The sequence below is a fragment of the Streptomyces sp. NPDC048606 genome (assembly GCF_040650855.1).
Classification (GTDB): domain Bacteria; phylum Actinomycetota; class Actinomycetes; order Streptomycetales; family Streptomycetaceae; genus Streptomyces.
In genome coordinates this window covers 33,486-55,303 of record NZ_JBEZIB010000004.1, presented here as the reverse complement: position 1 = coordinate 55,303, position 21,818 = coordinate 33,486, and the positions used below count along the sequence as shown (strand labels likewise).

At 72.4% G+C, this 21,818-nt stretch carries 20 protein-coding genes and 1 pseudogene; 10 read left to right on the top strand and 11 right to left on the bottom strand.

Annotated features, from left to right (window positions below):
* Positions 1-85: 85 nt before the first annotated feature.
* The 4 genes from AB0D01_RS05935 to AB0D01_RS05920 form a co-directional block, all read right to left on the bottom strand.
* Entirely contained in the window at positions 86-388 is a 303-nt protein-coding gene (locus tag AB0D01_RS05935; RefSeq protein ID WP_363053801.1) for a hypothetical protein, read from the bottom strand.
* A gap of 149 nt (positions 389-537) precedes the next feature.
* The gene (locus AB0D01_RS05930; protein WP_363053800.1) at positions 538-924 is read right to left on the bottom strand and encodes a GrpB family protein; all 387 of its coding nucleotides are present in this window, start codon (positions 922-924) and stop codon (positions 538-540) included.
* Positions 921-1,088 carry a GrpB family protein gene (locus AB0D01_RS05925; RefSeq protein WP_363053799.1) on the bottom strand — a complete coding sequence of 56 codons (168 nt, stop codon included), beginning with the start codon at positions 1,086-1,088 and terminating at the stop codon, positions 921-923. Before AB0D01_RS05925 ends, AB0D01_RS05930 begins: the two co-directional genes overlap by 4 nt.
* A gap of 288 nt (positions 1,089-1,376) precedes the next feature.
* On the bottom strand, positions 1,377-2,000 hold the full coding sequence (locus AB0D01_RS05920) for a TetR/AcrR family transcriptional regulator (protein ID WP_363053798.1): 624 nt from the start codon (positions 1,998-2,000) through the stop codon (positions 1,377-1,379).
* 97 nt (positions 2,001-2,097) lie between these two features.
* On the opposite strand from AB0D01_RS05920, the gene AB0D01_RS05915 reads away from it, so the two are divergent.
* The 3 genes from AB0D01_RS05915 to AB0D01_RS05905 all read left to right on the top strand — a co-directional run bounded on the left by AB0D01_RS05915 (position 2,098) and on the right by AB0D01_RS05905 (position 6,619).
* Positions 2,098-4,476: an MMPL family transporter gene (locus tag AB0D01_RS05915; protein ID WP_363053797.1), complete on the top strand. Its 2,379-nt coding sequence runs from the start codon at positions 2,098-2,100 to the stop codon at positions 4,474-4,476.
* A gap of 11 nt (positions 4,477-4,487) precedes the next feature.
* Entirely contained in the window at positions 4,488-5,234 is a 747-nt protein-coding gene (locus AB0D01_RS05910) for an LmeA family phospholipid-binding protein (RefSeq protein WP_363053796.1), read from the top strand.
* A gap of 101 nt (positions 5,235-5,335) precedes the next feature.
* Entirely contained in the window at positions 5,336-6,619 is a 1,284-nt protein-coding gene (locus AB0D01_RS05905; protein ID WP_363053795.1) for a phospholipase D-like domain-containing protein, read from the top strand.
* A gap of 21 nt (positions 6,620-6,640) precedes the next feature.
* Here AB0D01_RS05905 and AB0D01_RS05900 read toward each other — a convergent pair whose 3' ends face one another.
* From AB0D01_RS05900 to AB0D01_RS05880, 5 genes are all read right to left on the bottom strand, one after another.
* Positions 6,641-7,084: a DUF5959 family protein gene (locus tag AB0D01_RS05900; RefSeq protein ID WP_363053794.1), complete on the bottom strand. Its 444-nt coding sequence runs from the start codon at positions 7,082-7,084 to the stop codon at positions 6,641-6,643.
* A gap of 102 nt (positions 7,085-7,186) precedes the next feature.
* Positions 7,187-7,690, bottom strand: a complete 504-nt coding sequence (locus AB0D01_RS05895; protein ID WP_363053793.1) for a TspO/MBR family protein — start codon at positions 7,688-7,690, stop codon at positions 7,187-7,189.
* A 150-nt stretch (positions 7,691-7,840) separates the two neighbouring features.
* Entirely contained in the window at positions 7,841-9,370 is a 1,530-nt protein-coding gene (locus AB0D01_RS05890; protein ID WP_363053792.1) for an FG-GAP-like repeat-containing protein, read from the bottom strand.
* Between the two features lie 164 nt (positions 9,371-9,534).
* The gene (locus AB0D01_RS05885; protein WP_363053791.1) at positions 9,535-10,041 is read right to left on the bottom strand and encodes a hypothetical protein; all 507 of its coding nucleotides are present in this window, start codon (positions 10,039-10,041) and stop codon (positions 9,535-9,537) included.
* An 88-nt stretch (positions 10,042-10,129) separates the two neighbouring features.
* Positions 10,130-13,489: an ALF repeat-containing protein gene (locus AB0D01_RS05880; protein ID WP_363053790.1), complete on the bottom strand. Its 3,360-nt coding sequence runs from the start codon at positions 13,487-13,489 to the stop codon at positions 10,130-10,132.
* 447 nt (positions 13,490-13,936) lie between these two features.
* Between AB0D01_RS05880 and AB0D01_RS05875 the strand changes: the two genes are divergently transcribed.
* The 4 genes from AB0D01_RS05875 (at position 13,937) to AB0D01_RS05860 (ending at position 18,183) form a co-directional block, all read left to right on the top strand.
* Complete coding sequence (locus AB0D01_RS05875) at positions 13,937-15,130, top strand: AraC family transcriptional regulator ligand-binding domain-containing protein (protein WP_363053789.1); 1,194 nt, start codon at positions 13,937-13,939, stop codon at positions 15,128-15,130.
* A 49-nt stretch (positions 15,131-15,179) separates the two neighbouring features.
* On the top strand, positions 15,180-16,157 hold the full coding sequence (locus AB0D01_RS05870; RefSeq protein WP_363053788.1) for a hypothetical protein: 978 nt from the start codon (positions 15,180-15,182) through the stop codon (positions 16,155-16,157).
* Between the two features lie 1,002 nt (positions 16,158-17,159).
* Positions 17,160-17,594: a hypothetical protein gene (locus AB0D01_RS05865; RefSeq protein WP_363053787.1), complete on the top strand. Its 435-nt coding sequence runs from the start codon at positions 17,160-17,162 to the stop codon at positions 17,592-17,594.
* Positions 17,488-18,183, top strand: a complete 696-nt coding sequence (locus tag AB0D01_RS05860) for a hypothetical protein (RefSeq protein WP_363053786.1) — start codon at positions 17,488-17,490, stop codon at positions 18,181-18,183. Before AB0D01_RS05865 ends, AB0D01_RS05860 begins: the two co-directional genes overlap by 107 nt.
* 102 nt (positions 18,184-18,285) lie before the next feature.
* Here AB0D01_RS05860 and AB0D01_RS05855 read toward each other — a convergent pair whose 3' ends face one another.
* Together AB0D01_RS05855 and AB0D01_RS05850 are read right to left on the bottom strand one after the other, a co-directional pair.
* Complete coding sequence (locus tag AB0D01_RS05855) at positions 18,286-18,933, bottom strand: hypothetical protein (protein ID WP_363053785.1); 648 nt, start codon at positions 18,931-18,933, stop codon at positions 18,286-18,288.
* Positions 18,934-19,291: 358 nt separating this feature from the next.
* A complete protein-coding gene (locus tag AB0D01_RS05850; protein ID WP_363053784.1) occupies positions 19,292-20,023 on the bottom strand; it encodes an alpha/beta hydrolase in 732 nt (243 codons plus the stop codon).
* A gap of 304 nt (positions 20,024-20,327) precedes the next feature.
* Here AB0D01_RS05850 and AB0D01_RS05845 point away from each other — a divergent pair, with 304 nt between their 5' ends.
* The 3 genes and pseudogenes from AB0D01_RS05845 to AB0D01_RS05835 all read left to right on the top strand — a co-directional run bounded on the left by AB0D01_RS05845 (position 20,328) and on the right by AB0D01_RS05835 (position 21,761).
* Positions 20,328-20,687, top strand: a complete 360-nt coding sequence (locus tag AB0D01_RS05845; protein ID WP_363053783.1) for a hypothetical protein — start codon at positions 20,328-20,330, stop codon at positions 20,685-20,687.
* Between the two features lie 58 nt (positions 20,688-20,745).
* Positions 20,746-21,495: pseudogene (locus tag AB0D01_RS05840) on the top strand (N-acetylmuramoyl-L-alanine amidase).
* A complete protein-coding gene (locus AB0D01_RS05835) occupies positions 21,492-21,761 on the top strand; it encodes a hypothetical protein (RefSeq protein ID WP_363053782.1) in 270 nt (89 codons plus the stop codon). Before AB0D01_RS05840 ends, AB0D01_RS05835 begins: the two are co-directional and overlap by 4 nt.
* Positions 21,762-21,818: the final 57 nt, after the last annotated feature.

Below are 21,818 nucleotides of genomic sequence, written 5' to 3'. Positions count from 1 at the left end.
ATACCCCCACCGAACGGCTCCGGGGCACACCGGCCCCGGGCCGGCGGGGGCGTGCGGGCCCGGACAGGGGTCGGGCCCGCACGGGTCACCCGGCCGACTCCGACTCCGGGGTCGTCTGCGGGGTGAGGGTCCCCCGCCACGTCGCGAGGGTGCGCAGGAAGATCGCGAGCGGGCCCACGGCGGCTTCCCGGAACACGAAGCGTGGGCCCTGGGAGGCGATCAGGGCGCTGGAGAGGGCGGAGCCGCCGACGCCGGCCGCGGAGTCGGCCACCTCGTTGAGGGCGTTGGCGGAGGCCAACCGCTCCTCGGGGACCAGCTTGGAGAGGGCGGACAGGTTGGAGAGCGCCGTACTCAGCCACGAGACGGTGAACCCACCCCAGACGATCATGAAGTTGGTGCTCTCCGTCGACAGGATGATTCCGTCCGTTCCTCGTTCATTCGTGGGGAGTGGCGCGGTGCCGTCATCCGCCCCGGCCGGTCGCCGGGGCCGGGGCGGGCACCGGGTCCGGGGCGGACGCCGGTCCGGGGCGGCGCGGCTCAGGCCTCCGGGTCGTTCAGCCTTCTGATCTGCAGGAGTTCGTCCTCGGTGAACTCGGACGCCGCCGCGGCCAGGACCTTCTGGAGGACGGCGGTCTTGCCCGCCAGGTAGGCCGGGACGTCCATCCGCGGGTCCGCGGCGAGGGCCAGCTTCACCGCGCCGTACTCCTCGCGCAGATCGGCGCGGCGGCGCAGGACGTCGCGGACGGCGAGGTGGTTGCGGACGTTCAGGGTGCCGCGGGTGCACACGTACACGTGGCGCGCCGGGTCCTCGTCGGGCGCGCGGAACGCCTCGCGGCCGGCGACTCCCAGGTCGCCGCGGTGGACGTAGCCGATAGCCTCCAGGGCCGCCACGGCCGCGGGCACGTCGTCGGCCGGGACGATCACGTCCAGTCGAGGACCGGCTTGGCGGCGAGGCCGGGCACCGAGGTGGATCCGACGTGTTCCACCACGGCGCCGGGAAGGGACCGCAGGGCGGCGCGCAGCGTCTGCGCGAGCCGCGCGAAGCGGACGGGCCAGTCGTCGGACCAGGGCACCACAGTGATCGTCACGGCGCCATTGTCACCCTGACGGACTGTCGGATGTCAGGGCCTCGCCAAGGGCGTAACCCCGGCAGGGATCCGCCCGGGCCAGGTACCGGATACCGGGAGCCGGCCGCCGGGCACAGGGCACCGGGCACCGCGCGCAGGGCGCCGGGTCACGCCGGTCGGCCCGGGCCAGGTACCGGATACCGGGATGCCGGGGTGCCGGGGTGCCGGGGTGCCGGGGTGCCGGGGTGCCGGGGTGCCGGGCCCAGGGCGCCGGGCGCCGGGCCCGGGACACGCGCGCCGCGCGCCCGGTCACGCCGGTGGGGCGGGTCCGTCGGCCGAGGCGAGCAGGGCGAGGACGGTGGCCTCCATGGCGTGCCGCGCCTCCTCGGGTCCGAGCCCGGTGGAGCGCCAGTGGTACCAGGCGCCCCAAGTGGTCACCGCGTCCAGCCCGTTGACGAGGTCCGTACGCCGCCTGCCGTCGAGCCGGTCGAGTTCCTCGGCCAGCACCGCCTCCAGGCGTTCGCGGGCGTCGACGAAGGCCTCGGCGGTGACCTGGCGGATGCGCTCCGAGGGGTGGTCCATGCGGATCATCGCCAGCCGGGCCGGGGTGATCCACTCCAGGATCCGGGCCCGCTGCTCGACGAGGGCGGCCACGCGCACGGCCCGCGTCCCCTGGGTGGGCAACGGCCTGATCTGCTCGGCGAGTTGTTCCAGTCGGCGGGTGATGGCGGTGTCGACCAGCTGGGCCATGTCGTCGAAGTGGTGGAACACCGAGCGCCGCGAGACCCCCGCGTACTCCGCCACCCGGTCGGCGGGGAAGTCCGTCGCACCCTCGTCGAGCAGCGCGAGGAGCGCGTCGGCGATCTTCTCGCGGGTCTGCCGACCGCGCTCGGCCCTGCCGTCCACCCGCTCCGGCCCGGATTGCCCGCCCATCCGCCGCTCCTCTCTCCGATTGACATTATTGCACTCCAAGTGCAACGGTGAATGTGCACTCAGAGTGCAACTTCATCCCCGGAGGAATCACAGCCCGATGTTCCTTGCCCTGGGCCGTTGGTGTGCCCGCAGACCGCTCCGCGTCCTCGCCCTCTGGGCGGCCGTCCTGATCGCGCTCGCCGCCGCCGTGCTGCTGCACGGCCGCGTCACCAGCGAAGCCGTGGTCATCCCCGGCAGCGACAGCCAGGCGGCCCGGGACGTGGCCGCCGCCTTCCCCGGGCCGGCCTCCGGCAACCAGCCGATCGTCCTGCACACGGACCCGGACGGCCCGACGCTGACCTCCGACGCCGCACGGCGCGCCGTCGAGGCCGCTGCCGAGGAGGTGGGCCGGGTCGCGCACGTGGTGAGCGTGGGCACGCCGTACGGCACGCCCGGCGGCGCGGCCATGAGCCGGGACGGGCACACCGCGTACCTGTCGGTCGGGCTGGACGTGACGGGCCGTGACATCACCCCGGAGATCAGCCGGGCGGTCGTGTCGGCCGCCGAACCCGCCCGCCGGGCCGGCATCGAGGTCACCGCGGGCGGCGACCTCGCGGCCGCCGCCGACAAGGGGTCCACCGCCCACAGCGAGTTGATCGGCCTCGCCGCCGCCGCGGTCATCCTCTTCCTCGGGCTGCGCCGGGTACTCGCGGCCGGTCTCCCCCTGCTCCTGGGCGTCGTCGGACTGGTGATCTCGCTGTCGGTGATCGGTCTGGTCGGGCACGTGCTCGACATGCCCTCCTCGGGGGCCACGATCGCGGCGATGATCGGCCTCGGCGTGGGCATCGACTACACCCTGTTCTGCCTGACGCGGTTCCGGGAACTCCTGGCCGACGGGCACGGTGTGGTGGACTCCGCCGCGCACACCACGGCGAGCGCCGGCAAGGCCGCGGCCTTCGCCGGCTGCGCGGTGGCGGCCGCGCTGGCGGGGCTGGCCCTGGGCGGCCTGCCGCTGCTGCACGCGTTGGCGCTGGCCCCGGGGATCGCTGTACTGGTCGCGGTCCTCGCGGCACTGACCCTGCTCCCGGCGCTGCTGGGGCTGTTGGGCCGCCGACTGGGCCCGCGCCCCGCCGACACGAGCGCCCCGGCGGAGCCCGCGGCCGAGTCGGCGTCCTCCCCCACAGATACGACCGCGCCCGCCACACCCGTCACCGACCCCACTGGTGAGCGCTGGCGCCGCCTCGCCGCCCACGTGGCCGGACGCCCCTGGCGCTACCTGCTCGCGAGCCTGGTGCTGGTGGGCGTACTGGCCGCGCCGGCCGCCGGTTTGACGTTCGGCCAGCTCGACGCCGGCGACAAGGCCGCCGGTACGGCGAGCCGCACCTCCTACGAGCGGCTGGCCGAGGCCTTCGGGCCGGGTGCCAACGGCCCCGTCCAGGTGACCGCGACCCTGCCCACGGCAGCCGCCGGCCCCACCGACCCGCGCGTCTCGAAGGTCACCGAGGCGCTGGAGCACACCCCCGGGGTCGCCGCCGTCGCTCCGGCGCGGATCGGGCCAGACGGCCGTACCGTCCTGTGGCAGGTCACGCCGACCACCGACCCCGGCGATCCCGCCACCGTCACGCTCGTGGAACGGCTGCGGGAGTCCACCCTCCCGGAGGCCGTCGCGGGAGCCGCCGGCAACGCCGGAGCCGACGCCGCCGTGACCCACGTGGGCGGTCCGACGGCCGCCCAGGCCGACCTGAACTCCCGGCTCGCGGACCGGCTGCCCGTCATCATCGCCACCGTCGTCCTCCTCGCCGCGCTGCTGCTCCTCCTCGCCTTCCGCGCGCCGGTGGTCGCGGCCAAGGCCGCCGTGATGAACCTGATCTCGGTCGGGGTGGCGTACGGGGTCCTGACCGCGGTGTTCCAGTGGGGTTGGGGGGCCGGGCCGCTCGGCCTCGACGGGCCGGTGCCGATCCCGGGATACGTCCCGCTGCTGATGTTCGCGGTCCTGTTCGGGCTCTCGATGGACTACGAGGTGTTCCTGCTGACGGCCGTGCGCGAGTCCTACCTGCGCCACCGCGACAACCGGCGCGCGGTCGTGGAGGGACTCGCCGGCACCGCGCGCATCATCACCTCGGCAGCGATGATCATGGTGTGCGTGTTCCTGAGCTACCTGCTGTCCGAGGATCCCGTCGTCAAGATGTTCGGGATCGGCCTGGCCACGGCGGTGGCCCTGGACGCCACCGTGGTACGCGGACTGCTCGTCCCGACCAGCATGGTGCTGCTCGGCGAACGCAACTGGTGGCTGCCCCGCCGACTCGACCGGATCCTGCCCCACATGGACATCGAGGGCGCCCCACCGGCCCCTGTCGACGACCGGGAACAGACCGCCAACGCCGACCCGAAGCCCGACTCGGACCCCGACCCGACCCCCGATGCGAACCCGGCGCCCGACTCCGCGTCCGCGTCCGCGCCGGACGACTCCGCACCCGACCGTCTCCCCGCCCCCTGAGGTATCGCCCCATGCCCTCGAAGGCCACCCCTTCCCCCGTCCCCCCGACCACCCCTCGGCCGAAGGCCGCGCGCACGGCCCCGCCGCGCCGCCCCTCGCGCCGGGTGCTCCGCGTCGCCGTCGCGACCCTCCTGGCCGGCGCCCTGCTGCTCGCGGCGGACGCCCTGGCCCGTCAGGTGGGCGAGGAGCGGTTCGCCGACCGGATAGCGGCCCGCCAGAACGCGGACGTGAACTCGCCCAAGGTGACGATCGAGGGCTGCCCGTTCCTGCTCGACGCGGCCCGCGGCTCCCACCCCGAGGTCCGGGTCACGGCCGACGCCCGGACGCCCGACGGCATCCCGGTCAAGGCCGCCGTCGACCTGCACAAGGTGGCCAAAAGCCCGGCCGGCTACACGGCGGCCTCGGCGGACGCCGCGTTCACTGCCCCGTTCGACGCACTCGGCCCCGACGGCGACCGCGCGGTGCGCCTGTCCGACGCGGGAGACGGCCGACTGCGGATGGAGACCGCCGTCATGGGCATGCCGCTGGTGGTCACCGCCGGACTCCGGCTCGACGCGGGCGTGGTCACCCTGCACGCCGAGAGCGCGACCCTGGCCGGCCGACGGCTGCCCGCCGACACCCCCGCCATCGAGCGGACCCTGTCCGCGCAGAGCCGCCGACTGCCGCCCCTCCCCCTGGGCCTGACGCCCACCACCGTCACCGTGGGGCCCGACGGCGTGACGGCGCACGCCGAGGCCGGGCGGGTCAGCCTCGCCTGACCGCAGGCCGCCGGGCCGGATTCCCGGGTGCCGCCCGGGTTCGAGGTCATCGTTCGGGGCATACGCGCGCCGTCCATCACCACGTCACCGGGAGGCGCCTCATGACCACCACCGACACGGGTACCCCGACCCCGTCCGAGGTCCCGTCCGAGGTCCCGTCCGAGGTCCCGTCCGGGGTCCCGTTCGGGGACACGCGGGCCCGAAGCCTCGAAGCCGGCCCCGAGGACACCGACGAACGCATCCGGCGCATCCGACGCCGCCTGGAACGCCTCATCGGGATCGCCGCGACCGAGGGCAACTCCGTACGCCCCCTGCGCAACGGTGACGCGATCTTCGCCTCGATGCTCGACGCCATCTCCGGTGCCCGGCACACCGTCGACATGATGACCTCCGTCTACTGGAAGGGCGACATCGCCCGCCGGTTCGCCGAGGCCCTCGCTGAACGGGCCCGCCACGGCGTGCGCGTACGGCTGCTGCTGGACGGCTTCGGCAGCCGCCTCATCGAGCGGGACCTGCTGGACCGCATGAGCGCGGCCGGAGTGGACGTCGCCTGGTTCCGCAGACCCGCCTTCCTGTCCCCGCTCAAGCAGAACCACCGCTGCCACCGCAAGGTCCTCGTCGTCGACGAACGGACCGCCTTCACGGGCGGCGTCGGCATAGCCGAGGAGTGGTGCGGCGACGCGCGCAACCCGCGCGAGTGGCGCGACACGCACGCCGAGGTCCGCGGGCCCGCCGTGGACGGCATCGCGGCGGCCTTCGCCCAGAACTGGGCGGAGTGCCACCCCGAACTCTTCGACGACCGCGACCGTTTCGTGAACCACGAGCCCGCCGGCTCGGCCGTCGTGCAGGTCGTGCGCGGTTCGGCCGCCTTCGGGTGGCAGGACATGCAGACCCTGATGCGGGTCGTCCTGGAATCGGCGCAGGAGCGGGTGCGGCTGGCCACCGCCTACTTCGCTCCCGACGACTACTTCGTCGAGCTGCTGTGCGCGACGGCCCGCCGGGGCGTCACCGTCGAGATCCTGCTGCCCGGCCCGCACACCGACAAGCGGGTGTGCCAACTGGCCGGCCGGCACCACTACGAGGAACTCACCGCCGCCGGGGTGCAGATCCACGAGTACCAGCCGACGATGATGCACGCCAAGATCATGACCATGGACGCGGTGGTCTCGCTCATCGGCTCGTCGAACTTCAACCGCCGCTCCCTCGACCACGACGAGGAGGTCATGCTGGCGGTCATGGACCCCGCAGTGACCCGCGAGCTGGACGAGGACTTCGACCGGGACCTCGGCGACAGCACGCGCATCGCCCCGGAGCGCTGGCGGCGCCGCTCCGTCCTGCACCGCGCCCGGGAACTCGCGGTCCGGCCGCTGCGCCGCTTCCTGTGACCCGAGGCCGCCGACCCCGCCTCAGCCGCCGAGGAGTTCCCGCACGGCGGCGATCCTCTGCCGGGCCTCCGTGATCCATTCGGGGCCCAGGTCCAGGGGTACGCGGACCACGATCCCGCTCTGGGGCGCGTCGCGGACCTCCACGACGTACGGGTCCTCCGCGATGAAGCGGAGGTATCCGTCGTTGCTGGCCGGGGGCCAGTCCACGGTCAACGGGCCGTCGGTGTCGTCCGGGGCCCCGTCCGTCTCGTGGGCCTCGATGCGGTCCAGGGCTTCGGCCCAGTGGTCCAGATCATCGGGCGTGATGAGCACGTACAGGCGGGCGTTGACGAAGCTGCTCGCGATCACGATGTCGACGGCGTAGTCGTCCGGGGCGTAGGCGGGTTCGAGTCCGGCCAGGGTGACGCTGACGCTCTGGCCGTGTGAGGACAGGTGGATCAGGTCCGGTGCGGTAGGTGTTTCCACGCGGGGAGTATCGCAGGGCTCGAACGGGTGAGCGGAGGGGGGTGGTCGGTCTTCGCGGGACAGGCGGCGACCAGCGGCGGCGACCGGTCGCGCCCGCCGCCGTCAGCCGTTCGCCCTCCAGATCGCGGCGTTGAGGGCCGCTGCGAAGCAGACCCAGCCCAGGTAGGGCACCAGCAGCAGGGCGGCGGCGCGGGACACCCTGGCGAAGCATGCGACGGTGACGCAGATCGCGGCCGCCAGGAGGACGATCTCGACCAGGGCGAGGCCGTACGCGCCGATTCCGAAGAACAGGGGGGTCCAGGCGAGGTTGAGGGCCAGTTGCACGACCCACCACGTGATCGCCCGGCCCCGGTGCGGGGCGGCCCGACGCCGCCAGACCAGCCAGCCCGCGACGCCGATGCAGCCGTACAGGACGGTCCAGACCGGACCGAACAGCCAGGCGGGAGGGGCCCAGGCCGGTCGGTCCAGGGACGCGTAGAGCGCCGGGGCGTCCGAGGAGGCGAGGGCGCCCACCGCCGCCACGGCGTAGACCGCCAGCAGGAAGGCGACGAGGGCGACCCACGCCCTCGCCCCACGCGCGGTCACGGGGTCCACCGATCCAGACATCACGGCTCCGGGCAAGGCTCGCACCATACGGGACACCCGGTCTTCCACCCGGGGGCCCGGATCGGATGCGGCCCGGGAGCGGGCCGGGACCGGGCCGGGCCGGGACCGGGCCGGGCCGGAGGGGTCGGCCCGGCCCGGTCCCGGCGGGTGTCAGCTGATGGAGGCGATGCCGCCCCAGCCTCCGCTGCCGACCTGGACGCTCGGGCCGTCGATCGGGCCGTGGATGGAGGTGCCGCCCTTGTAGAACTTCAGGGTGCCGTCACCGGCGGTGGCCCACATGTCGGCGGTGCCGTCGCCGTTGGCGTCGGGGCCGGAGGCGATCAGCGGCCGGAAGGCGGTCGTGTACCCGCGGCCGTACTCGGTGCGGGAGGTGAAGGTCTTCCCGTCCGGCTGGCCCATGTAGTGGTACAGGATGCCGTCGCGGGTGTCGCGGGCCAGGAGGTCGATCGTGCCGTCGCGGTCGGCGTCGCCGGGCGCGCTGAGGTCCATGACGTCCCAGCCGCCCGTGCCGATGAGGATCGGGGTGGCGATGGCCGGGGCGGTGCCGACGGCGCCGTGGTGGATGTAGAGCTTGTCGGAGTGGGTGACGAGCAGGTCGGGCTTCCCGTTGCGGTTGGTGTCGCCGACGGAGAGGATCCGGGCGGTGGTGGGCAGGGTGGCCATCTTGATCGGCGCGCCGATGGTGCCGTTGCCGAGGTTGGGGTAGACCCGCAGCTCGCCGCCGACCCGCGCGACGACGTCCTCCATGCCGTCGCCGTTCCAGTCGCCGCGGTGGCTGACGGAGGCGCCCGACCAGCCGCCGCTGCCGATGACGACGGGCGCGCCGAGGGCGCCGGTGCCCGTACCGGGGTAGAGGAGCAGCTTGCCGGCGTCGTCGACGGCGACGAGGTCGGGCTTGTTGTCGCCGTTCAGGTCGCCGGGTACGGCGGAGGAGGTGCTCTCGACCCAGGCGCGTACGTCGTCCACGCGGGTCGCGACGGCCCCGGTGCGGGTCTCCGTCGCCGGAGTGCCGAGGCATCCGCCCTGCCAGGACGCGCTGGTGACGGCGAGGAGTTCCTGCTTGCCGTCCTTCTGGCGCAGTACGGGGCCGCCCGCGTCGCCCTGGCACAGGACGCCGTCGCCGGAGGCCGTCAGGGTCAGGTCGGCCGAGGTGTCGCCGACCGCGGTGAAGGGCGCGGTGTGCAGCCGGTCGGGTACCCAGGTGGTCTTGGTGCGGCCGAAGCCGGCGGCCTGGACGGCCTCGTCGGCGGTCGCGGGGGTGGCGGCGAGGACGGCCGGCTTCACCTGGGCGATGCCGGTGTCCAGCTTCACCATGACCAGGTCCCGGTCGGCGTGCGGGACGAGCTGGATCGCGGAGCGGGTGGCTCCGGCGGTCGTCTGGGTCAGGTCCGCGCGGCCCACGACGACCTTGGTGGCGGTCTTGGGCTTGCCGGGCTGCACGGTGCCCGACGCGTCGGCGAAACAGCTCGCGGCGGAGAGGACCCAGCGGGGGGCGACGAGGGTGCCCGTGCAGGCGCGCTCGGAGTTCCCGATGACGATGCTCGCGGTGTGGGCGTACGCGGCCGCGTCGGCCGGGGCGCCCTGGAGGGCCTGCGCGGGCGAGGCCATCATGCCCGCGGCCAGGGTGGTGGCGACGGCGGTGGCGCCGATCCAGGCTCTGCGGGTGCGTGCGTGTGACAAGACGTTCTCCATGGGAGTCGATGCGGGGTGTTCCGGCCGCGCGGCACGGCGGGCGGAACGACGGTCGGGTACGGCGTCGGGTGCGACGCTCGGGCACGGCGTCAGGCGGGGTGGCGGGTGCGGCGGCGGGTGGGCCCCGCCCGCCCGCCGCCGGTCAGGACGCGCTAGGAGACGGAGATCTCGACGAGGACGTGGTCGCGGCGCTCGGGGTCGGCGGCCTCGCCGACGCCCTTCCACTCGTTGGCGGCCACGGTCACGTTCTGCCGGCTGCCCTCGGCGGTCAGCGTCACGTCGGCCTCGTGGGTGGCGTCGCCCTTCATCCCGTAGACCGCCGGTATCTCCACGCTGAGGTGGCCGGTCTTCCCGGTGACGCGGAAGCAGATCTTGCCCTTGGTCCGGGAGTACACCTCCATCAGGCCGGTGGCGGAGGCGCAGTCGGCGAGCACGATGTGTCCGTCGCCGCGCTTGAGGACGATGCCGAGCTCGGTCTGGATCCTCGCGGCGTCCGGGTAGGCGAAGTCCTCCACCGGGTGCGGCGGGCGGTCGGCGCTCACGCCGGCGGCGGCCGTGCTCGGGGCGGGGGCCTCACTGGCGTACGTCGTGGTGACGGCGACGGCGATGCAGGCCGCGGCCGCCGCGGTGGTCGCGAGGACGCGTCGTACGAGCTTCATTGCGTTGTTCCTTTTCGTGCGGAGGGGGTCGGCCGTCGAGGCGGCCGTGAACACCGAGGGGCGGGAGGGGCCATGAGGCCGAGGGGGTCTACCACGTCAGCCAGCCGATGACCGTGGTCACCCCCTCGCCGACGACTTCCGAGACCTTCCCGCCGACCGTGTGGGCGAGGCCCGATTTCTCCAGGTACGAGGCCTTGCCGAGGAACATGCCGCCGAGCACGAACATGCCCACCGAGGTGTGGAACTCGCTGCTGTCCCAGCCGTACGCCTGACCGGTGAAGTAGGCGCTCACGCCCTTGAGGGCCACGGAGACTCCGCCGAGCACGAACCCGGTGGTCAGCAGGAAGGGCGAGGCCGGCGTCGGGAAGAATCCGCCGACCGTGGCGATGAGCGAGGCCGTGCCGGCGATCGTGGACCAGTGCTTGGTGACCTTCGCCCAGTCCTTGTCGCTGCCGGTGTCCGACGGCCACAGGCCCGCTTCCACGTACCAGGGCTTGTCGCTGTCGGCGGTCTGGGAGGGGTGGGTGCCGCTCGCCTCGTACCGTCGGGCTTCCTCGGCCGCCTTCTGCGCCGCCGCCACCGCCTCGGCCCTGGCCTTCGCGATGACGATCGCCCGCGCCTCGCCGGCCGCCGCGGCGGCGGCCCGCGCGTCCTGACCGGCCCGCCGGGCGGAGGCACTGGCCGCGCTGGCGCTCGACTGGGCGTTCGACGCGGAGGAGGACGCCTGCCGGGCCGAGGACGCGGCCCGCCGCATCGAGTAGTTCGCGGAGCGGGAGGCGACCCGGGCCAGGGACGCCGCCTGCTTGGCGCTCGCCGCGGACCTGGCCGCCGCGGCCGCCGACGCGTCGGCGGCGTCCGCGTTCGTCCTCGCGTCCCGGGCCGCGTTCTCGGCGTCCGCGGCGTAGTCCTGCGCCTTCAGCTTCCACTTGTTCGCGTCGGCGGCGGCCTGACGGGCTTCGGCCGCCACCTTGGAGGCCAGCGCCGCGTCCTCCAGGGCCTTGGCCGCGACCTTCGCTGCGTAGGCGATCGAGGCGCGGATCGCGGAGATGTGGGTGGCGTGGTCGTGGTCCAGGCGGGCGATGTCGTACTTGCCCTGGAGGACGAAGCTCCGCCGCATCCGGGCGGGGCCCTCCAGCACGATCTGCGCGGCGGACTTCGTGTAGGGGCCGCCGGAGGAGAGGAGGGCGAAGACCTCGGCCTGGTCGTCGACCTTCACCGCTTCGACCAGTTCGACGGTGAGGAAGCGGTGCAGGGCCAGGGCGCTCCCGTCGGCCAGGGCCGCCTCGGCCTTGGCCTTGACGCTCTTGCCCGGGTTCTGGTTCAGGAGCTCGAAGACCTTGACGCGGTTCGTGGTGGCGGAGGCCTCGATGATCCCGTGGGTGAGGAAGTCGCGCGCCGCGTTCGGATCGTCGCTCGCCAGCGCCCGGTGGGCGGCCGCGGCGACCTCCGACCCGGCCGTGCCGGCGATGACGAGCACGGTCTCCCGGTCGTCCTGTCGCTCGGCGAGGAGGCGGTCGGTGTCGATCCAGCGGGCGACGTCGTGTTCGTCGCCTGCGAGCGCGAACTCCGCCGCTTCCGAGGTCCAGGTGCCCGGGGAGTCGAGCAGCCCCACGGCGGCCTTGCGGCCGGCGGTGACGGCCGCGCCCAGGTCCCCCGCGCGCAGCGCCTCGCCGGCGGTCGCGATGAGGTCCTTGACGTCCGCGGTGGCCCTGTCGGCCTGGGTGCGCTCCCTCTCCGCCCGGGTGAGCTCCTCCGTCTCCTCCCGGGCGCGCAGGCGGGCCTCCTCGACCCCCATCGCGGTGTCCTCGGCGATGCGGGCGGTCTCGGCGTCCCGGGCCGCCTGTTCGACGCCCCGGGCCTCCTTGACCGCGTCGGCCGCCGCGTTCGCGGCCGTGAAGGCGGCCTCCGCGTGGGCGGTGGAACGCTTGGCGTAGTCGATGGCCTTGCCCGCGTTGGCCGCGGCGTCCTCGGCCGCCGCTGCGGCCTTCTCCGCGTGGTCGGCGGCGCTGTTGGCCGCGTCGCGCGCCACGCCGGCGGCGGTGGCGGCCCTGTTCGCCAGGCTCTGCGAGAGGGCCGCTGCCCGGGCCGCGCGTGCGGCGGCGGCGTCGGCCTCGGCCGCCGCGGCCCTCGCCTTGGCCGCCTGGGACGCGGCGATGCCGGAGGAGGCGGCCGCGTCGGCGGCGGCGTTGGCGGCGGCCGCGGCGTTCTGGGCGGCGCTGGTGGCGGCGGCGCCGGCGGCGGAGGACTGCCGCGCGGCGTCGCCCGCGTGGACCGCGGCGGCCGCGGCGGTACGCGCCCGGCCGGCGGCGTCCCGGGCGCCCTGGGCCGCCTGGCGCGCGGCCGAGGCCTTGGAGGCGTCCTTCGAGGCGGCGATGGCGGCGCCGTAGGCCAGGGAGGCGGCGCGTCCCGCCGCGGCGGCGGCGCCTGCGGCTGCCTGGGCGGCCTGCCCGGCGCGGCCGGCGGCGGACTGGGCGATGCGGGACGCGGAGATCGCCGTGTGGGCGGCGCTCGCGGCGCCCTGTGCGGCGCTCGCGGCGCTGTTCGCCGCCTTGGCGGAGCGCCGTACGTCGTTCTGTGCGGCCCTCGCCTCCTCGGCGGCCTTCAGGGCTGCGGCCTTCGCCTTCTCCGCGGCGTCCTTGGCCCGGTTCGAGGCGGCCACGGCCTGCTCGGTCTGGAGCTTGGCCCGACGCCCCTCGCGGACCACGATCTTGACCAACTGGTCGACCGTGGAGGCTTCTTCGTCACGGGCCCGGGCGATGTGCTGGCCGGAGGCGAGGAACTGACGGATCGCCTCGGGCGAGCCGTCGCTCAGGGCCCGCTCCGCGTACTTCTTGACCTCGGGGGAGGCGGTGGTGAGGATCGCGAAGACCTCGGCCCGCTCGTCCTCCTGCTGCGCGGTGTGCTGGGTCTCCTGGAGGAAGGTGAGCAGGGCCGCACGGGTGCCCGACTCCAGCGCCTTGGCGGCTTCCCGCTTGACGGCGGTCCCGCTGTTGTCCATGACGGTGAAGACCGCCGCCCGCGTGTCCGTGTCGAGGGACTGCCCGTAGCCGTCGCGCAGGTAGGCGGCGATGGCCGCGTCCCCGGCGGACAGGGCGCCGTTCGCGCTCTCGCGGACCGACTTGTCGGCGAGGGGCAGGACGGCGAGCACGCCGAACCGGTTGTCGTCCGCCTTCGCGAGGGGCAGCTCGCCCGTGAGGAAGGCGGAGACCGCGGCCGGCGAGCCGACGAGGGCGGCGGCGGCGGCCTCGCGGACCGCCCGGCCGCCGCTCTTGTAGGCCCATACGGCCTTGCCCCGGTCGGTGTCGGGGAGCCCGTTGATCGGGTCGCCCTCGGCGGCGAGGGCCGGACCGGCGCTCAGGGTGATGACGGAGGGCAGGGCGGGGATCGCGGCGGCGCCGGCCACGGTGCCCAGGATCTTGCGCCTGCTCCACAGCGACGGGGGCGTCACGCGCGGACCTCGGCGAGGAGCGGCAGGTCTGCGCCGACCGGGCCGCGGGATGCGGGTGCGCACGCGGACGCCGGTGCGGAAACGGCCGGCGCGTACTGCGCCGCACCCCCGCCCCGAGAAACGTTTCTTCCTGTGTAACGCAATGCAAACTCCCCTATCACGCCATGTATGGAGGAGATCGCGGCCGATAACAGCCGCTGATCACGCCCGACTTGTGAAGGTGGCTATCGTGACCGGCACACCACGGCTCGACCCGGAGACCGATGGTGCGTGGATCCGGTGTGCGCCGACACTCCGGCCCGGACGACAGCACGGGACCGACCGACCGAACGAACGTCAGCGGCCGTGATCCGGCCGCCGGTTCCCTGCCGACCCCCCACCTCGAACGGCGAGCCACGACACTCCGCGACCATCCCGACGAGGACGGATATGACGCTAGAGCCACTCTTGACGTCCGCTGAGGGCCTGACGCGCCACCGACAGGGTCCCGCGCGCCACGAAGGGCCCGCCGAGCCCGACCCCGACGGCCCCCCGGCGCCGATGCCCGCGCACGTCCCGCTGCTGCCGGGCACGACGCCCGCCGCGTTCACCCGCCTCAACGCGGGCGCCGCCTCGCGCGCCGGCGTCAGCCCGGCCAAGTACGCCGGCCTGCTCGGCATGTCCCCCCGGTACCTGGAGGACGACCGCTACCGCCCGCCGGCCTCCACCAACATCCGCATCTGGGAGCTCCTGACGCTCCACGTGCCCTGGCACGAGGTCTCCCTGCGGATGGCCGAGGAGAGCGCCCTGGGCGCCCTGGGCGTCTGGGACTACCTCATCACCCAGGCACCGACACCCCTCGAAGGCCTCCACGACGCCTGCCGCTACCTGGCCACCGTCGCCGACGCCGGCACCGAGGTCATGCACGTCGAACAGACCGAACGGCACGTCACCATCAGCCACGTCAACGCGGCCGACCTGAGCGACGAGGTCGCCTCCGCGATACGCGCCTACGCGCTGGGCCTGATGCGGCAGCGCATCGGCGAGGCCGCCCGGCGCCCCGTCGTCCCGGTCGGTGTCGTGCTCGCGGCCCGGGCCCCCCGCGACCACCGCGCCCTCGTGGACCTCTTCGGCACCCGCGCCATCGAGTTCGCCGGCCCCGTCAACTCCATCACCTTCGACACCGCCGACCTCATCGCGCCCCAGCCACACGCGCCGGGCCTGTCCGACCTCTTACGACGGCACGCCGAACAGTCCCTCACCGACGCCATCCCGCTGCACGACTGGCTCGACGTCTTCCGCAGCACGTTGCGCGCCGCCCCGGACCCGGAGGTCCCCACCCTGCGCGCCCTGGCCCAGCAGCTGTCGCTGAGCACGCGCACCCTCCAGCGCCGCCTCGAAGAACACGGCACCACCTGGTCGCAGGAGCTCCAGGCGCTGCGCCGGGAGCACACCCTGCGCCTCCTCACCACCACCGACATGACCCTGGACTCCGTCGCCCGTCGCGCGGGCTACGCCGACCCCCGCGGTCTGCGGCGCGCCGTGCAGCGGTGGACCGGACGACCGCTCGCCTCGGTCCGCGGCGCGCGCTCGGGCGGCATTGGGGTGGCGGGCGGCGGCGCCGGTGGCGTGGCTCCCGTGGGTCCGGGCGGCCCTTCCTAGGGTCGTCGGGGGACGGCGTACGGCCGGCCGGGACACAGGTGGGTGAGTCGTGGGACGCAGGACGGTCGGCGAGAGGGCCGAGGGGACGACGATCGACGCTCCGGGGGCCGGCGACCGCCCGCCCGCCCGGCGCCGGCTGCGGAGGCTGGCCGCCGCGACGGGCCTGCTGCTGCTCTGCGTACTGCCGGCGGCGACGGCGGGCGCCGCGCAGGCCGGCGGCGTACGGTCCCCCGCGGGCCCTCCCCTGTACGTGTCCGACTACGGAAACAACCGGGTGCTGGCCCTGCCCGCGGACGGCGACGAACAGGTCACCGTCCCCCTCGACGGTCTGGTGCGGCCGACCGGCATGGCCTGGGACGCCACGGGCCGGCTCTACGTCTCCGACACCGGCAACAACCGGGTGGTGGTCCTGGCACCGGACGGCGGGGGCCAGTCCGACGTACCGACGACCGGGCTGTCGCGTCCGCTGGGGCTCGCCGTCGACCCGGCCGGGAACCTGTACGTCGCGGACAGCTTCAACGACCGGATCGTGAAGGTGGCCGCGAACGGCGGGGGCCAGACGACGGTGCCCACCAGCGGACTGTTGCACCCCTGGGGGCTGGCGTGGGCCCCGGGCGGGTACCTGTACGTCGCGGACTTCGTCAACGACCGGGTCGTCAGGGTGGCCCTGGACGGGAGCGGCCAGAGCACCGTGCCGACCACGGGCCTCTCCCAGCCGACCGGGCTGGCCCTGAACGCCGCGGGTGACCTCTACGTCTCCGACAGCGGGAACAACCGGGTGGTGAGGGTGGCCGCCGTCGGCGGTGCGCAGAGCACCGTGCCCATCGGCGGCCTGAGTTCCCCGCTCGGCCTCGCGCTCGACGGCGCCGGCGCCCTGTACGTGGCCGACGGGTTCAACAACCGGGTGGTGCGCGTACGCGAGACGGGCGGCGGACAGGTGACGCTCTCCTTCACCGGACTCAACACCCCGACGGGCCTCGCCCTGCCCCCGGCGGGGGCGCGCCCGGGGCACGACGGACGGGGGTAGTCCGTTTCTCTCTGGTCACTTTGCTGACCGAATGAAGAAGCGGCGAGATAGACAGTGGGCGGTCTCGGGTAACACGAGCGGAACCGTCCGCTGTCCGCAGGCCGAACGGTCATCCTCATCGCCCACTGCCTCGGCTCCACACGCACCGCCGACCGCATCCGTCCTCGGGGTGGCGGACGCGTCCTCGAAGAAGGCAACTACGAACAGCTGCCCGCCAACGACGTTGCGAACGCGCCATGTGGCGCAAGCAGGCAGCCACCCGACCGTATGACGTCAGCCCGTCCAGGCACGGTGCCCTACAGGAACACAACAGGCAGTAACCCTGTTCAAACTGATGACCTGGCTCGCTGGCACACGACAGCTCTCCCGCAGGCGTACTCGCTCGACCGACACCCCGAGACAACAGGCATGGTGTTGGCAACGGAACTCCTCAACATCAGAGTAGAAGTTGCTCTCCGTGGTGTTCAGGATCAGTCGGTAGCGTGGTAACGGGCAGAAGAGGAACCGGTCCGCGCAGCACGCGATGCCGGGGTTCGACACCCAGCACCGAGGGTATGTAGGCGACTGGCTGGATCGCATCGTTGGGAGGGGTACCCGATGGCGAAGTCGTGTCCGTCGTGTGATGAGGGGCGGCTGCGGAAGCTACGAGTGTCCGACCACGACTATCCCCGGCACCTGACAGAGATCTATCCGAGCGTCAGGGACTCGTTGCGTTCATACGGCAACACCTTTGGCTACCTGGAAGTCATGCGTTGCGAATCGTGTCTGGCATTCGCCGCGCACCACGCTGGCTACAACTGCAAGAAGGTGTGGAAGCTGTCGCGGGTACCGCACATCAACGCGATTCTGCGCTGCCCGAGGTGCCGTGAGGAGTGCTCCTGGAACGGGCCGGGGCAGTAGCCTCCTGATGACCGTTCGGGCCAGGCGGTCCGCGACCGGGGCATCGGCCGGATCGCCGACCACTTGGCGGACCGGGACCCCGGGCACCCGCTTCGGGTCGCCGTGGACGGTATCACCGCCGCGGGGAAATCGACCTTGGCTCGTGCGCTGGCGTCCGCGGTCGCCGATCGCGGCCGGCCCGCGATCCACGTGTCCATGGACGGGTTCCACCACCCGCGCGCCCACCGTCACCGCCGGGGCCGCGACTCGGCGGTCGGCTACTACCAGGACGCCTACGAGTTTCCCGCGTTCGCGCGAACGGTACTCTCGCCGCTGGGCCCAGGCGGCGACTGGCAGATCGACGAACGCCCCGTCGCCGCGGCCGCCGACACGGTACTGATCGTGGACGGCAGCTTCCTCGGCGGCCATCACCGCGGACAAGGTGGCCGCCTTGGCGATCACTGCGGAGAAGCTGGCGGCGAACTCGGTGACCGCTTCGGCCATCGCGGCGGGCGCCGTCGAGGCCATCCACATCAAGGCCGGCTCGATCTCCGCTGACAAGATCGCCCTCGGTATCGACGGCAACATGGTGGCCGACCCCAGCTTCGAGGGCGAAGCCACCCCTGAAGCGCGTCGCGGCAAACGGCGGCTGGAGCGTGATCAGCCCGGGCAAGGACACCCCCAAGGCCCTGCGTGCCGACTGCGCGGCGCCCACGTCGACGGACCGAACCCACACCCTTGGGACGTTCGCCGCGACGCCCGGCATGCGCCTGTGGATGGGCACCGACTACCAGGTCAGCGGGGACTGGGTGGGAAAGAACGCGACCCTGTATGTCCGCTGGGAGGACGCTTCGGGCGCGCTGTTTCTGCACTTCGAGCACTGGTACGACTCGTCGGGTGGACAGGCCGCGATCGGACCCACGGCCACGCGGCACGGCCCGCGGCGTTCAGCGCGGACGGACAAGCCCAGATGGTCAGCTGGCGACGCAATGAGGGCAAGTGGATCGACGTGACGTCTCAGGTCCGCGATGTCCGGCCACGAGGGTTCGCTCTCGAACCGAACCATACCTCCAGCTCCGTCTACGGCCGGGCGCACGGTGTCGGGCAGCAGTTCCCGCCCCAGCTGAAGGTGACCTACGTGAAGTGATCGACGGCTGGCCCGAACGACATGCGTGTCGGAGCCAGGGCTGAATCTCCTACCTCTTCCCTTGCCCCCGCGAACCGTGGACGCTCAACCACGCCTCGGGCGTCAGCCTTCGCCGCTTGCACCACCACAAAACGGAACCGACCGCATCGTGGGCTTGCTCACCACGGCAGGGGCATCGGGCTCCGGCGCCGATTCGAGCCCCATCCGAATCCCTTGGAGATCCTTCACCCACCAGGAACCGTTGTCGCCGAGGAAAGTCAATATGGAACGATCCATGGTTGCGGCAGGCACTCTTTCAAGCCCCTTAAAGCCAACGGGCTCCACAATCCAGATGACTTTCGTGCAAGGAGGAACACTCGGAAGGACCAAGGCGTAAGACAGTACCTTCTTCGACTCCACTGGGTTACTCAGGGTGACAATCAATCTCACTTGGGATACAGGGTCAGGAGACCTGTTCATCAAGTGGATGCTTTGCATACCGGGTGGGTCGCCCCAGTCCTCCCAGACTCCCAGTAGCCGCGCCTGGCGTGTTGTCTCCCTCTCCGCCTTTTCTTCGGATTGCTTCAACTGATCCCTTGAAACTTCCACCCCGAAGAACGTGGAAACCCCGGTAATCAGAAGGCCGATCGCGCCAAGCAGGAGCGTGAATTGCGTTCCAAATCTTCCCCAGTCGATTCCTCGCCACCTTCGCCGCAGGCGCCGCCCCACACCTCCGGTGCGGGCCAGCTGCGGGTCGTCATTCCTGGCCATCGCTCACCTCCGACCTGCCGGTTTCAAACGAGCAGGAGCAGAGAACACCCAGGGGATCACGTCCAGTATCGGCCCGCAGTCGCCGGGCGACCACTTCAGAAGTCTGATGCCAGAAGCCACCACCACGCCCACCCGAGCTGGGACTCAGCCTTCTCAGACCCCTCAGATGCCGATAGCTCGCGGCTACCACCGCCCTGACCGGATGACACCTCTGCGGCTCGCAACGCTTGTGCCACATCAGGCACCGTTTACCCTGGTGCGATTCTGACTGAGCACCGCAGCCGGCCGGTGACCGCGCGGCTGTGGTCGGCCGGAGCGTTCGCGATGGCCCTGCGAGCGGGAGCCCCACTCTGCGCGCTCAGCTGCGAGCGGGTAGCTGTAGGGCGAATCGGCGGACGGCATCGGTAAAGGCATCTGGATAGTCGAAGTTCGCGAGGTGTTTCGCCCGCGGGATCAATTCGATGCGGGCGTGCGGATGCGCGTGGGCGAAATCCATCTCGCCGGACCGGAAGACCCTGTCCTTCTCGCCGTTCAGGATGAGCACGGGAGCTGCCACATGACGCATCGCATCCGCGTCAAAGCGGCCCAGCACTTCGCCCCAGGCCGCCGGCAGAGTGTGGAAGGCATAGCCAGAGCGGATGGTGGCCTCCACCACCTCGGGAGAGTAGAGCCGACTCAGCAACCTGTCATTCCAGCGGGTCAACCGGTCCGCCGGTATACGAGGGACAAGCCCGGCAATCCACCGATACGGTGTTGCCCACGGACCGCACGTTGAGGCACTGGCCCCCGCCAGAACCAGCCCCCGCAGCTGCTCGGGGCAGCGCCGTGCGAACTCCAGCGAGGCGTATCCGCCAAGCGAGTGCCCGACGACCAGAGCGGGCCCATGGTCGAGCGAGTCCACCGCAGAAGCGATGATCTCCGTCGCCGCGTTCAGACTCCAGAGTTGAGCAGAGCGAGCGCCGTGGCCTGGTAGGTCGACGGCGGCTACCCGAAAGTCCTCTTGAAGCGCGGCAAGCTGTGGGCTCCATTGACCCGCGCTGAACCGCGTCCCGTGTACGAAGATGATGGGCGGTGCATCCGCAGCCGTCATGAGTCCCCCAGATCCGCGCTCTCTTCGGACCGACTCTACTGGCGGGCAGTCCCCGGCGCTGAGACGCGGAAATGCTGACCAACGAGGATGCTCCCACTGGCCAATTGCGACGGGGCACGGGGGGTGACGGACCGTTCGAGTGGTGTGCCGGGCGATCCGCTGCCGTAGCCCTGTCCGGAAATGAAGCGACCGTCACGTACCGAACCCGTCGTTGCCCTCGTCACCAGATGTCCGATGCCCGAAAACCCGCAGCTTCGCACTCGTAGTATCAGTTGTGGCGTGAGGCTTCCAGGAGTGACGACCGGTGTCCGTGCCGCCGAGCGCCAAGCCGACGCTGTGGGAACTGCACCGTGCGGTGTCCCAGCTTCGCGAGGACCTGCGAGGTGATCTTGCCGATCTCGCCGCGCGGCTGGATCACGTGGTCACCCAGGACGTCTACCGTGCGGACCAGCGGGCCACCGAACAGCGCATCGGCGCGGTTGAGGCCGGCTTGGCAGGGCTGCGTGGGGAGCACGACCAGGTCGCCGAGCGTGCCGAGCAGCAGCGCCGCGAGGACCAGGCGCAGGCGGCGGCGACCCGTCGGCTGGTGCTTTCCTCGTTCGTTGCTCCGCTCCTGTTGATGGTGTTCCAGCTGTGGCTGGTCACCCAGGGGACGGCTCACTGACGGACGGCTCCACACCTGCATTTTGGTCTTGGGCGCGGGGAGAATCCGAGATCCGAACATGGCTACACCGCTGAGTGCTGATGCCCTCGTGGCGGCGCTGCGCGCTGAAGGCGTGCGCATCGTCGAGCGACCGGGCTGGCGCACGCACAGTCGAAATCACAAGGGCCCGTGGGGGCCGGTCCACGGAGTGATGATCCACCACACGGTCACCTTCGGCACGGCCGAGACTGTGAGCATCTGCGAGGACGGCTACGAGTCGCTCCCGGGGCCGCTGTGTCATGGCGTCATCGCCAAGAACGGGACCGTTTACCTCATCGGGAACGGTCGCGCCAACCACGCCGGCAGCGGAGCCCGGGGCGTACTGAACGCGGTGATCGCGGAGACCGATCTCCCGGAGGACGATCGGGCGGACACCGATGGGAACCGCCACTTCTACGGCTTCGAGTGCGAGAACCTGGGCGATGGCGAGAACCCCTGGCCGGGTCCCCGGCTGGAGGCGATCGAGAAGGTGTCCGCGGCGATCTGTCGTGCGCACCGGTGGAGCTCTGCGAGCGTTACCGGCCACCTGTAGTGGCAGCCCGGCAAGATCGACCCGAAGGGCTTCACCATGTCCGGGCTGCGCCGGCGCATCGGCGGCCGGCTCGCCGGGAAGCCGGGTGGCAGCACCAAGTACACGGTGCGTAGCGGCGACACCCTGTCCGGCATAGGGCGGGCGCTGGGCGTCTCGTGGCAGGAGCTGGCGAAGGCGAACAACATCGTCAGCCCGTACGCGATCCAGCCCGGCCAGGAGCTGGAGGTGCCGAAGTGAGTCGAGTCTCCGATGCGAACCCTAGGACGGCGCGCACCGTGTTCCAGGCCTTTCTGGGTCTGGCTGCGGGTCTCCCGCTGATCGTGGACGCCTCGGGTCTTCCCGGGTCGGCGGTTGGTGTCGCGGTCGCCCTGGCCGGCGCAGTTACCCGGGTGATGGCCCTTCCGGTCGTTCAGGGGCTGCTGCCGCGCTGGCTGTACGAGCCGGAGCGCGCTGCAGTTGAGCCCGAGTCCGACCCGTCCAGTTCGGTGCGAGCAATGGACTAGGGATCCTGAGGGGGTTCGGCGGCAGCCGGGCCCCCTCTCGTCTGGTCCGGCCGCTGC

Coding starts and splice junctions, on each gene's coding strand:
- AB0D01_RS05935 (WP_363053801.1), bottom strand. CDS start 388: ATGATCGTCTGGGGTGGGTTCACCGTCTCGTGGCTGAGTACGGCGCTC.
- AB0D01_RS05920 (WP_363053798.1), bottom strand. CDS start 2,000: ATGGGCGGGCAATCCGGGCCGGAGCGGGTGGACGGCAGGGCCGAGCGC.
- AB0D01_RS05915 (WP_363053797.1), top strand. CDS start 2,098: ATGTTCCTTGCCCTGGGCCGTTGGTGTGCCCGCAGACCGCTCCGCGTC.
- AB0D01_RS05910 (WP_363053796.1), top strand. CDS start 4,488: ATGCCCTCGAAGGCCACCCCTTCCCCCGTCCCCCCGACCACCCCTCGG.
- AB0D01_RS05905 (WP_363053795.1), top strand. CDS start 5,336: ATGACCACCACCGACACGGGTACCCCGACCCCGTCCGAGGTCCCGTCC.
- AB0D01_RS05895 (WP_363053793.1), bottom strand. CDS start 7,690: ATGTCTGGATCGGTGGACCCCGTGACCGCGCGTGGGGCGAGGGCGTGG.
- AB0D01_RS05885 (WP_363053791.1), bottom strand. CDS start 10,041: ATGAAGCTCGTACGACGCGTCCTCGCGACCACCGCGGCGGCCGCGGCC.
- AB0D01_RS05855 (WP_363053785.1), bottom strand. CDS start 18,933: ATGGCCAGGAATGACGACCCGCAGCTGGCCCGCACCGGAGGTGTGGGG.
- AB0D01_RS05850 (WP_363053784.1), bottom strand. CDS start 20,023: ATGACGGCTGCGGATGCACCGCCCATCATCTTCGTACACGGGACGCGG.